The organism is Vibrio sp. Y176 (assembly GCF_033438945.1).
Genome location: NZ_JAWOQS010000001.1, coordinates 1 through 14,917, shown reverse-complemented (window position 1 = coordinate 14,917; position 14,917 = coordinate 1). Strand labels below are relative to the sequence as shown.

Sequence of the window (14,917 nt, the reverse complement as noted above, 5' to 3'; positions counted from 1 at the left end):
ATAGCCTTTATGACTTTAGACAAAAAAAATACCCGAGACTGAGCTCGGGTATTTAATAAAAATGTTCGCTATGAGTCCTGCGTCGATTCTACTTTGCGTAGCTGAGATAGATACTTAACCCAACTTTTTGCCTGATTCGATGGCTTAATCTCATTCGCTCTTTTGGCATTAGCGAGCGCATCGTCAAACCGCTTAAGTTTATAGTAAGCGCGAGTTTTGATAAGTGCAACATCCGCTTTACGACCTCTGACATTATCGAGCGCGGCAATGGCATCTTTATAATGGCCTTCTTGCACCAGCAGTTGAGAATAGTTCCAGTAATACTGCCTATCTAGCTGAGCTGCAATACGCCAGCTATCAATAGACTCTTCCCACTCTTTTGCCATTTGCCAATACGTTGCTTGCTGAGCTTTTAGCTTACTATTCGAGTTTACATCCTCTAGCTCGTTCATCACCAACGCAGCTCTCTCAGGAATACCTCGTTTCGCGTACAATTGTGCCAGCAGCTTTAAGTCATCTTGGCTAAGTTGTAACCCTTTCAGTTTTGCCAACGCCAAAGAGTCTAGGGCACGTTTGTTGTCATCAACCCGTAGGTATAGAGCAACAAGCTGACGCCACCATTCAATTCGCTCAGGTTCAATCACTATTAAGCGTTTGATGGTCGAGATTGCCGGCTTCCACTTTTTCAGTTCTAGCTCAGCAGAAAGCTTTATCGACAATGCGCCAAGCTTGTCTGGCTGACCAAATTTCTCATAACGAGCCATTGCTGAAAGCACTTTTTGCCACTGACTCAGTTGATAATGAGATTGGGAAATACGTAGCCATAGCTCATGCGCTTGTTGACCTTTAGGAATGTTTTGGCTCAAGGCATAGTAATGAGGTAACGCCTTAGAAAAACGTTGCTCGTTCAGCAGTATATCAGCCAACATTTTTCGGGTTTGCCATGCTTGCTCATCTTGTAGCAAACCACTATTGACTGCCAACTCAAGTTGCTTAATCGCCGCTTGAGTTTGCTCGTTCTGCCAGTAAAAAATACCCAACATTCGAGCGACATAAGCTTGGTCATATCCACGAGAAAGCTCCATAGCTTCAAGAGATGAAATCGCTTCTTTTAGTTTCTCCTCTTGAGCCAAGTTGTGTGCTCGTTGAACTCTCGCTGCGGTGTATTGGCTTAACTCACTGGCAATGGTTGAGAGTGCACTCAGGCTTAATACCGTACCGATTAAGAATTTTTTCATCATTTGGCTAACTTGAACTCCACTTTAGCGGTTTGTCCGAACTGCTCAATTGACACACCATCCTCAACTTTTGGCTGATACTTCCATTTTTTAAGCGCACGGATTGCTTCTCTTTCAAACATGCGCTCGGGCTCAGCCTCGATCACTTCAATATCTTTTGGTCGTCCAGTTGCATCGATCGTGAAACGCATAATGACATAACCTTCCACTCTACGTTTCAGCGCCTTACTTGGATAGCGAGGATCAACACGATACAACGGCAGTGCTTGCTGGTTGCCCATTGTTCCCTTCAAGTTTGGGGCGCTAATCGCGATGCCTTCAAGGGCTGTGTTTAAACCTAAAGCACTGACTGGCGTCATCTGACTCATTGGTTCCATTTGAGTGTCAGCTTGAGACAGATCCATTGGCTCCGGCGCTTGAGGTGGTTCTGGTTGCTCCGGCACTGAACGTTGACGACGCTGCACGTCTGCTTCATTCTCTACCATCACCATATCAAAACGAACGGCTTCTGAAGCTTCTGGTGCACGCTGGTTGCCTTTATCAACCATCCACGCCATAAAGCTAAACAAGCTCACAGAAATTAACAGTGATGCTGGTAGTGCAAGTAACAGCCTGCCCATTAAGGTTTCTCCGCCGCCAATGCAATGTTCTTCACACCCGCCGCCTTTGCAGCGTCCATCACTTTCACGACAGTGCCATTGTAAGCATGCTCGTCAGCTTGGATAACTAACGAGGCATCAGGCTGATCAAGTAACAGGTGCTCAATAGAGGCCTCAACACGCTCAATATCAACCACTCGTTTGTCGATGTACACATCATTCGCTGCCGTTACTGCGATAAAAATGCCCGCATCTTTTTGGCTTACTACATTAGAAGCCTGAGGGCGATTAACTTCTACACCGGATTCACGTACAAACGAACTGGTCACAATGAAGAAGATCAACATGATGAAGACGATATCAAGCATCGAGGTTAAATCGACTTGAGCTTCATCTTGTTGGTTAGGTCTGCGTCCGAGTCTCACTTTTGACTCCTTAAAGATTGTTCTAACTGGATAGCTTTTCGTTCACACACTTTGCTAAGGCGAGCATGAATAAACATGCCCGCAAGCGCTGCTACCATACCTGCCATGGTTGGCAGCGTAGCAAGTGAGATACCAGAAGCCATCAATTTCGGATTGCTGCTGCCTTGCGATGCCATTACGTCAAACACCGTAATCATGCCTGTCACCGTCCCTAACAACCCTAGCATTGGGCAAACCGCCACAAGTAGCTTAATAGTCGATAGGTTTTGGCGCAGTTCGATTTGCGCTTTTGCAATCCATCCTTCACGGATTTGATGCGCGTACCAAGAGTGGTGCTCTGATCTTGCTTGCCACTGCTCACAAAGCTGTTTTTTTACCCCTGGGAAAACCGTTGTGAGATAAATAACTCGCTCCATAACCAACAGCCAGCACACCGCCACGACGGCGGCCAGCCACCATAGGATTTGACCACCTTGCTGCATAAAGCTCATCAAGGTTGTGGCCCAATCCTCACTGATCAAACCCAATGTGCTGAGTAGGATCTGCTCCATTACGCTGCGTTCTCCGCTAAGGTGTTAGAGTGACTTTTGTTACTCGGCATATCACGCTCAGCTTGTTCTGCAACTAAACCGATGCCTTGTTTTTCTAAGATACTGCGAATATTTTCTGCTTGAGAGCTCAATACGTTGTGCGCTAATAGCAAAGGCATGGCTGAAACAAGGCCAAGTACGGTAGTCACAAGTGCCATTGAAATACCACCCGCCATTACTTTCGGATCACCATTACCAAATTGAGTGATGACTTGGAAGGTTTCGATCATACCCGTTACCGTGCCTAGTAGGCCAAGCATAGGAGCTAGAGCAGCAAGAAGCTTAAGCATCGACAACCCTTTTTCTAGGTGGGTTTGCTCATCAACAACAGCTTCCAAAAGACGTAGTTCTAACGCTTCTACGCTGCGATGCTTGTCTTTCTGGTATACCGCAAGCACGCGACCCAAAGGGTTGTTTCCTGGCTGCGCTGGGGTTTTCAGTTGCTTCATGATTTTCTGGCGCGAAATCATCAGTGATGCACCACGTACGAGCGCGATCAATAGGCCGATAGCCAATAAACCAAGGATGATTTTACCGACAACGCCACCCGCATTTAGGCGATCAGCCAAAGTCGGTGAGTTTGCAAGCTGTTCAAGAAGAATGCCACGTGACGGATCAATGACAAGTGCATCAATGTCACCAGAGGAAATAGTATTCGCTGTTGGACCGTTCTCAGGCTGACGAAGATAGTTTACCGCGTCTCCGCGTTGACCATTCCACTTAACGTAGCCAGTCTCATCCAGCAGCGCCATAGAACCAAGACGAACACCATTAACCGTTTGTTCACGACCTTCGCCATTTAGCAGTGTGAAAGAGACGTTTGCCATTTCACCGCTTGCTTTGATTTGTTCTTCCATGCTGCGCCACATCGCCTGAAGTTGGGTCAACGTTGGCAGTGATTTAGCCGCAACAATAGCATCGATATCTTTCTGATATGAGTTTGCATCTACACCGGTTACTGAGCTTTTTAGCTCAGACTCTAGCTCTTTTGCGTTCTGGCGAACGACGCCAAATAACTCACCTAGGCTCCCGGTTTCTAGACGCAACTTTTCTTCTAGCTGTGCCAGTTCTGCTTCATTTTCACCGAAGGTAACACTTAATGAGTCCGCTTCTGCTTGAAGAGCAGCCCGCTCTGCCACCAATTTATTCTTTATAGCCTGTAGCTCTTGCTCTGTTTGCTTAAAACCTGATTCACGCGCGACATTGTGCGATTGCTGTTGACGATTTTCTTGCTGCGCCTTTTGTAACAACGCATCACTAGCAAGAGTTGTATGAGGCATTAATGCGGCTGTCGAGATTAATGCAACCGATAACCATTTTTTCATCATTTATTTGCCCTCCGCAGCGGTTAACGACACTGGCAGAGTTAACATACTCGGCGCGATCTGTTTATTCGCCATAGCGAACGCTTTGTCTAGCTCTGATTTTTGCTCAGAACCCACTTGTTGCCATGCTTGTTGTTGCTGTGACCAGCTCCAAAATGTGTCACCAGATAAGCTACGCGCTACCAAAGACAAACGCCCTAAATAGAGAATGTCCGCCTCCACAGCTTCATTGTCACCCAGGTTAATCTTGCCTTGGTAAACGCCAAGCTTGGTGCCATAATCCATTTCAATTTGGTACGCTTCTAAAATACGACGAAACTTCTCTGCATCTGCAACGTCTGCACGCGTCATCATGGAATCCAGCTTGGCAATTCGCTCCTCACGCTGCGTTTTGCGTATAGGCTTGTCGTTAGCGACGAGCACTTTTAAGCCCTCAAGCATGTGATACATCAAAGGCACGACACCTTGACGAGTTTGAGCAATCTGCTCAATTTGCTCGTTCAAGCTATCAACTTCTTGATTTTGGCTCTCAACAAGGCTTGCAAGATGATCGCGATAAATCTTCAAGTTACCGACTTCCTCTTGCAGCTGCTCAATTTCAGCTTCTAGAGTAAGTGATTTTTCTGCGCTTGCATCAATACGTTTTTGGCTTACCGCCGACGACTGGTTTGTTTTACTCTGCACAGCTTGTGCATCGTTTAAGTTCGCCGCGTGAGCGGGAATCAAAACCGATGATATCAACAGAGCGATACTTGATTTCATTAGATTCATACGAGTTATATTTCTGTGTTCCAAAAACGACCAAAGGGGAAGACTACCCTTCCCCTCTAATAATCAAATTGTTATCAGTACTTGAACTGGATTGTTGCCATGTAGTTGCGGCTTTCTCCAACCACAACCCCACTCGCACCTTTTTGCTCGCTATTCGTGCTACCACCACCTGCGAAGTAGTCGGTATCGAATAAATTCTCGACATTGAATCGAGCAATGATATCCAAGTTTTCATCGTACTTATGTTTGTATGACACGCCCATATCAACGCGAGCGTAGCCATCTTTCTTGAAGGTGTTCTTTGCATCACCGTAGCGATCACCTTCATAAATCAAACCAAGGTTTAAGTTAGTGTTGTCTTGAACCTTGTAGCTAGACCATAGACTTGCCGAGAACTCTGGCACGTCTACAGGGCGGTTACCCTCGAATTTTTTATCCGCTTTCGTCAACTCTGCATCCAAATACATTGCAGAAGCCGTTAGCGACAACTCTGGGGTCACAAAACCTTGAGCCATTAACTCAGCACCTTTGTGAACTTGCTCACCACCTTGCGTTTTCTTGTGTAGGAGATTGCCGCCCGCGTCTTTGCCGCTTTCAACATCCAGCGAGATGTTCTCTAACGTGATATCAAACACTGCACCAGATACAAATAAGCGCTGATCAAACAGTTCCCACTTAGTTCCGATCTCGTAAGAGATACCACGCTCTGCGTCTAGCTTCTCACCATCATTGATATACTTTTTGCCACGACCACTGCTGACTTCACCTTGCGGCATAAAGCTTTCAGAGTACTGAACGTAAACCGAGCCATTCGTCGCTGGGTGGAAAATTACACCAAATTTTGGAGAAACCTGGTTTTCGGTCAGGTCATCATCACGCTTTTCGTCATAACGAACACCTGCAAGCACTTGCCAGTAATCATTAATCGTCATCATATTTTGCGCGTAGATACCCCAAGTATCGTGCTCGCTTGTGGACTGTTTAACTTTCCCTGAGTAGCCAGGACGAGGCACTGTCTGACCGGCTTCTATACTTATAGGGTTGTAATACTTTTGGAAACGGTCATAGGTATACTCTAGATAGTTCGCACCTACCAAAAACGTGTTATCTGTACCAAACAGAGAAAAGTCCGTCGTCACATCTATATATGCAGTATCAAACACCCAATTATCTTTGCGTTCGTTACCAGAATGGTCGATCTTAGTATCTTGGTCATAAGTTTCGAAACCTGGGTAAGACTCCACATCAAAACGCTTAAAGTCTTGACGGTTGTAACCTGCTTTTACGTTCACGTTATCCGTGACTTGCGCATTAATATCGACACCGTAGTTTTCTACTTCGTTATCAATTTCAGACCACTGCGCATCCCAAATGTACTTATCACCGCGAACCGCTTTGCCATCAACAATGTATGCGCCAGAGTCCACGCTACCATCGTCTTTCGTGCGATCGTAATGAGCCGATACCATAAAGTTGTCGGTGATGTCGTACTCAACCACTAGGCCCGCTACCGTACGATCTGTTTCTGGCTCTGTACCATCGCCGTATCTGCGCCAAGAGCCGTAGCTTTCTTTGGCAAAAATTGCGCGCGCACGCAGTGTCTCTGCATCATTTAGTGCGCCACTCACATCAAGCACAGTGCGTGAGTGATCATTCGAACCTAGATCTTGACTCAAACTTGCTTGTGTTTGAGTTGTTGGTTTTTTCGAAACCATGTTTACCAAACCACCCGGCTCAGATTTACCGTATAGCAGACCTGATGGACCTTTAAGCACTTCAACACGCTCTAAAAGCTCAATTGGCTGGCGGTAGTGTGACCAGTGTTGACGACCATCACGAAGAAAACCGTCTGAACTGCTAAGTTCAAAGCCACGTAGAGAGAAACGTTCGCGGTTACGGCTTGTACCACCCGCGCTAACACTTGCATCGTTACGTAGCACTTCACCAAGTGTACTTGCACGCTGCTCATCAATTACCGTTTCATCGATAACCGCTACTTGTCCCGGCGTTTCCAGCTGCGTCATTTCCATGCGCATTGCTGTACTGTTTGTATCTGCCTTGTAGCCGAACTCTCGACCTTCTACAACTACATGTTCGTCTGTTTGAACTTCCGCCACTGCAGGTGTTGCTAACACTGCACCGATCACTAACGCCAAATGGCTCTTAGTAAACATATCCTTTCACTCCGATTATTATTTTTCGGGTCACATACTTGTTGAATGCGATTCCCTCTTAATTATTTCGCGGGTGAATATAAGTGATAAGTATTACCATTTGCATTAAATTTACATTCTTTGCATTTGCAAACTTTTGTAAAGTACTCTCTGATGATGCGCCATGATAATGTGACATGAATCACAAAAGTTACGACTTAATCATACTTATTGCTTGAACACTAAAGTAACCCTCAAACCACCTTGCTCACGGTTTTTCGCCGTGACTGCTCCACCCATAATACGCATGGATTCTTTGACAATCGCAAGACCTAAACCGTAGCCACCAAGCTTTTTATCTCTAGAAGCATCTAAGCGTGTAAACGGATCAAAAATATCGACCAGCTTGTTCTCTGGAATACCAGGCCCATCATCAGATACTGACATGGTGGTGAACTGCTGCCCTTCTTTGACATAATTTTCCAGAGAAACTTCTATCTGAGATGCTTGTCCTGAATATTTAATGGCATTACCAATAAGATTGTTCAAACAACGAATGACTAGCGTTTCTTCACAAATGGCTTTAGCACATACAGCTTCTGAGCGGAAAGACAACGTCTGTTCTGACTTCAAATCTATTTTGCAACGTTCTACTTGCGGGGAGAGCAAAACTTCTAAATCACAGCGTTTCGTGGCTTTGTCGAAGCGCGCATTTTCCAAGCGACTGAACTCCAATATATCGCTGATCAAATGGTTTAGCTCTTTTGCTTCATCTTCTAGCCTTGTCACTAGGCTTTGCTCACTTTCTCCAACACGCTTTCGCAAAAGATGCAGAACCAAGTTCTGCCTCGCTAACGGCGTTCTCAATTCGTGAGAGACATCTCTTATAAGCAGCCGCTGCTTTTCAGCGAGAGAGTGAATCTGTTGCGTCATGTGATCGAAATCTTGCGCTAACTCGTTAAACTCACGCGTGCTCGACTTCAGCTCTTTCACGACACTGACATTAAAATCGCCATTAGATAGCTTTTTGCTTGCTTCTCTCAATCGATCCAATGGTTGCTGTAGGTTACGTGCCATTAGCAGCGAAAAGAGCGCCAAAATAACCACTGCAATCACGACTTTGAGAATAGAGAAATACAGAATGAAGTCATTTGCAGGGTGCAGTCGATGTGGCAATTGAATCACTAAAGTATTGCCATGAACTAAAGGAATATTGATGATGGGGCGATTCACTTTCCCCTCAAGTTGATCATCAATGCTTCTCTTAAATTGAAGTTTGAACTCGAAGTGCGGATGCATCAGACGGTGCGTAACTGGTTGCTGATGTTCATTCAACACAAATAAATAAAAGTTTTGCGCATTTGCCCAGTCAGCAAGTTCGTCCATGTCTCCGTGCTCAATCAATACATTGGCTTGATGTGCAAGGTCTAGCATTTCTTCTCGCACACTATCGGGCACTTTCAACATGGCTTTCACCAGAGCTTGTTCCGCTAAGGATTGCACGACCAAAATACTAATGACAATTGCGGTCATGCAACTAAATAACTTGAACGCTAAGCTATCTTTACGTTTTGCAATAAAAGGTGGACACCGGAGCTTCATTAACGGTTTACAGCCTCTAAATAACTGTAACCTTTACCACGGAAGGTTTTGATATGTTGCTTGGAAAGCCCCGCTTCAACTAACTTGCGACGTATGTTACTGATGTGCATATCAAGGTTGCGATCAAAAGGACTCAGCTCTTTCTTTAACACTTCAGTTTGAAGCTCTGCTTTTGAAATCACGACTCCTTGGTTTTTTACCAAGTAGCTCAATAGTTCAGCTTCCGTACTTGTGAGGGGTAAGCTATTAAGCTGGTCACTGATCGTTTGAACGGTACTACACATCGTCTGACGTTGACGTTCCAAGCCAACACGACGAAGAATCGCTTTGATGCGCATTAGAAGCTCAGCGACATTAAAGGGCTTTTCGATATACTGATCGGCCCCCGCTTGGTAACCATCAAGCATCGAGTTTTCATCGTTGAGAGCGGTAAGCATTAGGATAGGTGTCGCGAAGCGCTGACAGATCCTACGAGCAACTTGCATACCGTTAAGGTTTGGTAACATGACATCAAGCAATACAAGATCTACAGGCGTTTTTTCCATATATTGCAGCGCACTTTCACCGCAATGTACAGAAGAGACGATGTAGCCCTCCTCTTGCAAAACCGCTTCTAACAGCTCACACAAAGGAACGTCATCATCGACTATCAAAACTCGTGACATTACCACTCACCATTCAAATAAAAATGGTTCGCATTTTATTACTCATTTACCAATTAAACAACTAACACTCTAATGCTTTAAGTCCACAGGACTCAGTCCAAGAAGCAGCAACGTGCCATTAGAGTTTAATGTTCACTTTTACGAAAGGTTCCTAACAATATGCACCTAGATATATCTTCATAGAAAAAACGAGTACAATCTGGCAACCGCAAAGCAAAAGATAAAGCGAATGGAAACGTTATTAATTGGTCACCGTGGCGTGGCAGGTTCATACCCTGAGAATACAAAAATAAGCATTCAGGCAGCCATTGACCTGGGGTTGAAGTGGGTGGAAGTGGATATACAGCCTACCAAAGATAATGTTTTAGTGGTTTGCCATGATCATACCGTCAATCGATGCAGCAATGGACAAGGGCGTGTTGATGAGCTCACCCTGGAAGAGTTAAAAGCATTAGATTTCGGTAGTTGGTTTAGCACAGACTTTTCAGGCGAGAAGATCGTGACACTAGATGAACTGCTCACTTTAGCTACTGAGAATAAGCTTAACTTGAATATCGAAGTTAAAGTAGACAACCATCCAGCGGAAGAAGTGGCGCAGACTCTCGCCAATGCGTTAACAAAAAGTCCAATGCCGCAAGAGAATGTACTCCTATCGAGCTTTAGTCATGACGTCATTAGAGCGATGCACAAATACTGCAGTGGCTACCGATTGGGTGTGTTAAGTGAATTCTTTACGAGAAAAGATAAACGCCTTTTGGAAGAAGTTAGTGCCTATAGCTGCAACCTAAACATTAACTGGGTTCGCACTCGCCAGATAAACAAACTCCAACAAGCCGGTTACAAAGTGATGTGCTATACGGTGAACAATCCAAATAAACTGAAATACCTGCCTCAGTTAGACGGTATTTTTAGTGATCATCCACAGCGCTTTATGCCATAGCCTATAAGAGCCAGAACATTAAAGGGGACCTTTTATTACCACTCAATCTGAATTGGTGTCCCCATCTCGACAAGCTGGATAAATTCATCCATCTCCTCGTTGGTAATCGCAATACACCCATTAGTCCAATCAAAACTTTGGATGTAAATCGGCAACTGACTCTCACCGTTTTTTAAGCCATGAATTTTGATGTTCCCTCCAGGGGACACACCTCGGCGCTTCGCTTCCAACGTATCAATCGCATCAGGGTAACTGATATGCACAGAACGATAAAAAGCAGAGTCCTCTATAACATAATCTAGAGTGTACTCGCCCTCTGGCGTGCGATTGTCTCCCTCTTCTTGTTTATGTCCTTGAGGGTTCGCTCCTAAAGCAATTCGGTATTCTTTTAGCACTGCTCCTTGTTCCATCAAATACATTCGACGCTTAGACTTGTCGACTTTAACGAGGTCAACAGCTGCGTGAGTGCCAGAAGCAAACACACAACACAAGAACATAGAGCACCATTTTACTGACATTGTCGTAACGCCTAAGCTAATAAAGTGAACAAGAAAAGAGCGATAATGCTAGTCAGTTAATGCTCGTAAAGCAAACAGTATCTAATGCGGAACCGTAAGATAGCACTCGCTGAAAGGCGTACTTCTTGTTGTTTTTTGATACAACAAAAGTCAAAGAGAAGATTTCTCTATTCATTGCGGCTAAGTTGCATTACTTTATAAGCATATTTATTTATAAAGTCCGTACTTTTTGAGAGGGAACCATGATTAACATTGCTTTTTTTAGTGCAAAATCCTACGACGAAGCCTCTTTTAATAAAATTAAAAATAACCGCGATTTTGAATTTCACTATCACGACTTCCGACTAACCGAAAAAACAGCCAAGATGGCACACGGCAGTGATGTCGTATGTGCGTTTGTTAATGATGATCTTTCAGCTCCTGTCCTTAAACAGCTTTCTCTGGGCGGGACCAAGCTTATTGCTATGCGCTGCGCGGGATTTGATAAAGTTGATCAACAAGCAGCCAAAGAACTAGGTTTACAAGTGGTTCGAGTTCCTGCTTACTCACCAGAGGCAGTGGCAGAGCACACGGTTGGTTTAATGATGTGCCTAAACCGCCGTCTTCACAAGGCCTACCAACGGACACGTGACGCCAACTTCTCGCTAGAAGGTCTTGTTGGCTTTAACTTTTTCGGAAAAACCGTTGGTGTTATTGGTACGGGTAAGATTGGTATCGCGACGATGCGTATCTTCAAAGGGCTTGGCATGGAACTGCTTTGCTACGACCCCTACGAAAACCCATTAGCGCTAGAAATGGGAGCCCGTTACTGTTCGCTTGAAGAAATCTACGCTAATGCGGATATTATCTCTCTCCATTGTCCAATGAGTGAAGAAAACTATCACTTATTGAACGAAAAAGCCTTCGCGCAAATGAAAGATGGTGTAATGATCATTAACACCAGTCGAGGCGAGTTGCTAGATTCACTAGCGGCGATAGAAGCGTTGAAACAAGGTAAGATTGGTGCGCTTGGCCTAGACGTGTATGACAATGAAAAAGACTTATTCTTCCAAGATAAATCTAACGATGTCATTGTAGATGATGTTTTCCGCCGTTTATCGGCTTGTCATAACGTGCTGTTTACTGGCCACCAAGCATTCTTGACTCACGAAGCACTGAATAATATTGCCTCTGTGACGCTTGATAACGTCGAAGCCTTTTTCTCTGGTAACGTATCGGGCAATGAACTGATTAACTAAAGCCAGACAATCGAGAAGTATAGTAGAGCGTGTGATCTCAGCTATGCTATACTCCTCGACTATTTAAAATTTGAGCCAAATTACCATGAGCATAAAAACTGATATTCAAAAGCTGCACAACCGTTTAGATACATGCCAACGTAAACTTGATGCGGCACGTTCTCGTGGTGATCACGAAATGATTACAAAGTTCACGGATGAAGTAGAACAGCTGACCAAAAAGCTTAACCAGTTAAAGCACAAGCAAAACTATGAGCTGAACAAAGAACGTAAAAGCTTACTTGATATGCCTTTCTCTCGTGAAATCACCAAAGCAGAACAAGCGGACATCGGCAAACTGAAAAAACGCGTACGCGGCTTAGTAATCGTTCACCCATTAACAAAAGTTGGTAAAGAACTTCGCCTTGATGTGATGACAGGCTTTGCGCCAAAAGAGTTTTAAAACTCGCATTAACATTTATGGAGCCCAAGCATTTGCTTGGGCTTTTTATTTTGTACTGCTTCATTAGATTTCATCGAAATATCAATCCATAAGCTATTAAAAAGGCCAGCGACAAAAGCCACTGACCTATTTCGACCAATATCGTCCGCATTACATCTCAACGTTACGACAGTTGCTGCAACTTGTGCTCCACAACGGGATCATTCGGAACCAACTGCTGAGCGACTTCCAAAAGCTGTACTGCATCTTGCGGGTTGTCATACTCATGCTTAAGTGCAATATCAACAAGTGGCTGAATATCGATTTGCGCTTGATGCTCCTTCACATGTTCTTTCTTTTCTTCAATTAGTACATTATGAGCGGTGCTCAGTAAGTTTAAACGATGCTGTGAGCTCGCATTCGCCTTGTTAAGGCACTGATAGTAATCTTCTTTTAAGCGCAGCGTTTTGGTCTGATGACGAAACTGCGCTATATCTATCTTCTGATAACGTATAAAGTCTACGGCCACTTGCTTATAAAAACCGAATTTATTCAAATACGTCGCGTGGGTACCATGTCCCATCCCGAAGACTCTTAAGTGAGTGAGCTCTGGGTAGCGTTTGGCGTGAAGGCGGTCGATTTCATTAGTTGGATCATAAATGATATAGCCTTTTGCATCGCCAAGGTCGAGGTCGTGATACTTTCCTTCCCAATCAAATTGTTGGGCAAGTTCAGTACTTGGCCTATCATCCCATGGCACCAAAACTTTGTTTTTTGTGCTGACCGGGTGAAACATCAATACTTGATCCAACTTTAATAGATTAGAAAAGGCACCAATAGCAAAACCACCGCGGCTAAGTCCATAGCCTAAACGACATTCAAAGGGCTCAAGTAAAGTCGACAGTTGCTCTAGAAAGAAAATCAAATTACGGCTGCGAAACCAGTTACTTTTCCCAAGATGCTGAAATGAAATAGTATTTACTTTTTGTTTCTGGGCTAAGCGATAACCCCAAGGCGCAAAGTCTGAGTGTAAGTCCTGTACTTGTAGATTCGTACCAGCAGGGGAAAAGGTGAACAACAACGGTTTATTGCGGTCGACAAACTCATACTTAACAAATACATCATCAAGTAAGTCCTCCCCGGACATCGGTAGCCTGGTTTGCTGTTCTTCACGAGAAAGAGCCAGCCATTCATCCAACCAGTACAGTAACTTCATTAATCCTCCATCTAAATTGCGCCTAGCAATTGTGTTAAAAATCTAGTTTTTAGTGTGTGATCATCTCCCCCTGGTTACAGGGGACTCTGATATCAGTCCTCTTTTAAAACAAAGCGTGAATTTGCTTATTAAATTGGTCAATATCTAAGGTTTGATGGCGAACAAACTCCTGCGCCACCAGATTAAAAAATTCTAATTTATCTAATTGTGTGGATTGAGTGCCGTGTCCCATACCGACGACTTTTAAATGGGTAAGCTCTGGATAACGTTCAGCATGAAGACGATCAATGCGATTGGATGGGTCATAAATAATATAACCTTTGGCATTGCCCAAATCTCGATCATGGTAGCCGCTTTCCCAAGCAAACTGCTGAGCAAGCTCAGTACTCGGCCGATCATCCCAAGGCACTAACGCTTTATTTTTAGTGCTAACAGGATAAAACAACAAAAGATGTTCTAGTTTCAGTAAGTTAGCGAACGCGCCAATTGCAAAGCCACCTCGACTTTGCCCATAACCCAAACGACATTTGAAGGGATGAAGCAACTCAGATAGCTGCTCCAGAAAGAAAATCAAATTCCGACTACGGAACCAATTACTTTGTCCTAAATGTTGAAAGGCAATAATGTTTACTTGTTGTTGTATTCCGAGCTCGTAGCCCCAAGGAGAAAAATCCGGAGTTAAATCTTGTACCTGCACATCAGTACCGGAAGGAGAAAATGTAAACAACAATGGCTTGTTAAGATCGACGAGTTCATACTTCACAAACACATCATCAAGTAAATCGTAGCCAGAGATAGGTAAAGCCATCTCTTGTTCTTGTTGAGTAAGAGCTTGCCATTCATCTAACCAGTAAAGTAGCTTCATTTTTTCTCCAAGTGCATCCGCAGTATTTAGACTGGAACTCTATCAAAATGCGTTTAAGCATCCCACGTTGAGACTTAAGAAAGCTCTATTTGAAGCCCAAATGAGACGTATGGAAATGTCTTCGATTGAAGGTATTACTGCGTAAACTAAACCCAAAGTAGGTACGCAAAAACTTGGAGAAAGAGCTAGAGAAAAATCAATTAGAAGTTTCGATAACAGCGGTTAAAAAACAGCAGATACAAAAAAACCGCTGTAAGAACAGCGGTTTTTTTAAAAGTGGCGGAGAGATAGGGATTTGAACCCTAGATACGCTATTAACGTATGCCGGTTTTCAAGACCGGTGCTTTCAAC

At 44.1% G+C, this 14,917-nt stretch carries 15 protein-coding genes; 3 read left to right on the top strand and 12 right to left on the bottom strand.

Translation table 11 applies throughout. The features are described 5' to 3' along the window. Positions 1-68: 68 nt before the first annotated feature. From R7O13_RS00075 to R7O13_RS00035, 9 genes are all read right to left on the bottom strand, one after another. Entirely contained in the window at positions 69-1,241 is a 1,173-nt protein-coding gene (locus R7O13_RS00075) for a tetratricopeptide repeat protein (protein WP_213886239.1), read from the bottom strand. Next, positions 1,238-1,858: an energy transducer TonB gene (locus R7O13_RS00070; RefSeq protein WP_005374256.1), complete on the bottom strand. Its 621-nt coding sequence runs from the start codon at positions 1,856-1,858 to the stop codon at positions 1,238-1,240. Before R7O13_RS00070 ends, R7O13_RS00075 begins: the two co-directional genes overlap by 4 nt. Beyond that, positions 1,858-2,262 (bottom strand): ExbD/TolR family protein, encoded by a 405-nt coding sequence (locus tag R7O13_RS00065; protein WP_005374257.1) that lies wholly within the window; start codon positions 2,260-2,262, stop codon positions 1,858-1,860. Before R7O13_RS00065 ends, R7O13_RS00070 begins: the two co-directional genes overlap by 1 nt. Then, entirely contained in the window at positions 2,259-2,813 is a 555-nt protein-coding gene (locus R7O13_RS00060) for a MotA/TolQ/ExbB proton channel family protein (protein ID WP_017635540.1), read from the bottom strand. Before R7O13_RS00060 ends, R7O13_RS00065 begins: the two co-directional genes overlap by 4 nt. Next, positions 2,813-4,180 (bottom strand): MotA/TolQ/ExbB proton channel family protein, encoded by a 1,368-nt coding sequence (locus tag R7O13_RS00055; RefSeq protein ID WP_017635541.1) that lies wholly within the window; start codon positions 4,178-4,180, stop codon positions 2,813-2,815. The genes R7O13_RS00060 and R7O13_RS00055 overlap by 1 nt, the downstream gene beginning before the upstream one ends. Then, positions 4,181-4,948 (bottom strand): DUF3450 domain-containing protein, encoded by a 768-nt coding sequence (locus R7O13_RS00050; RefSeq protein ID WP_053304675.1) that lies wholly within the window; start codon positions 4,946-4,948, stop codon positions 4,181-4,183. A gap of 74 nt (positions 4,949-5,022) precedes the next feature. Further along, positions 5,023-7,122 carry a TonB-dependent siderophore receptor gene (locus R7O13_RS00045; protein WP_053304676.1) on the bottom strand — a complete coding sequence of 700 codons (2,100 nt, stop codon included), beginning with the start codon at positions 7,120-7,122 and terminating at the stop codon, positions 5,023-5,025. 207 nt (positions 7,123-7,329) lie between these two features. After that, positions 7,330-8,703, bottom strand: coding sequence for a sensor histidine kinase (locus R7O13_RS00040; protein ID WP_054579203.1), 1,374 nt, complete (start codon positions 8,701-8,703; stop codon positions 7,330-7,332). Continuing rightward, positions 8,703-9,368 (bottom strand): response regulator transcription factor, encoded by a 666-nt coding sequence (locus R7O13_RS00035; RefSeq protein WP_318302647.1) that lies wholly within the window; start codon positions 9,366-9,368, stop codon positions 8,703-8,705. Before R7O13_RS00035 ends, R7O13_RS00040 begins: the two co-directional genes overlap by 1 nt. A 229-nt stretch (positions 9,369-9,597) precedes the next feature. Between R7O13_RS00035 and R7O13_RS00030 the strand changes: the two genes are divergently transcribed. Next, positions 9,598-10,308 (top strand): glycerophosphodiester phosphodiesterase family protein, encoded by a 711-nt coding sequence (locus R7O13_RS00030; RefSeq protein WP_005374268.1) that lies wholly within the window; start codon positions 9,598-9,600, stop codon positions 10,306-10,308. Between the two features lie 35 nt (positions 10,309-10,343). Here R7O13_RS00030 and R7O13_RS00025 read toward each other — a convergent pair whose 3' ends face one another. Continuing rightward, positions 10,344-10,826 carry a L,D-transpeptidase family protein gene (locus R7O13_RS00025; RefSeq protein ID WP_017819702.1) on the bottom strand — a complete coding sequence of 161 codons (483 nt, stop codon included), beginning with the start codon at positions 10,824-10,826 and terminating at the stop codon, positions 10,344-10,346. 242 nt (positions 10,827-11,068) lie between these two features. Between R7O13_RS00025 and R7O13_RS00020 the strand changes: the two genes are divergently transcribed. Then, complete coding sequence (locus R7O13_RS00020) at positions 11,069-12,064, top strand: 2-hydroxyacid dehydrogenase (RefSeq protein ID WP_065275611.1); 996 nt, start codon at positions 11,069-11,071, stop codon at positions 12,062-12,064. 85 nt (positions 12,065-12,149) lie between these two features. Further along, the gene (locus tag R7O13_RS00015; protein ID WP_005374274.1) at positions 12,150-12,506 is read left to right on the top strand and encodes a YibL family ribosome-associated protein; all 357 of its coding nucleotides are present in this window, start codon (positions 12,150-12,152) and stop codon (positions 12,504-12,506) included. Positions 12,507-12,669: 163 nt separating this feature from the next. Here the strand turns inward: R7O13_RS00015 and R7O13_RS00010 are convergent, their stop codons facing one another. Further along, a complete protein-coding gene (locus R7O13_RS00010; RefSeq protein WP_318302646.1) occupies positions 12,670-13,701 on the bottom strand; it encodes a cytosolic protein in 1,032 nt (343 codons plus the stop codon). 103 nt (positions 13,702-13,804) lie between these two features. Further along, positions 13,805-14,566: a hypothetical protein gene (locus R7O13_RS00005; RefSeq protein WP_005374276.1), complete on the bottom strand. Its 762-nt coding sequence runs from the start codon at positions 14,564-14,566 to the stop codon at positions 13,805-13,807. Between the last annotated feature and the right edge of the window lie 351 nt (positions 14,567-14,917).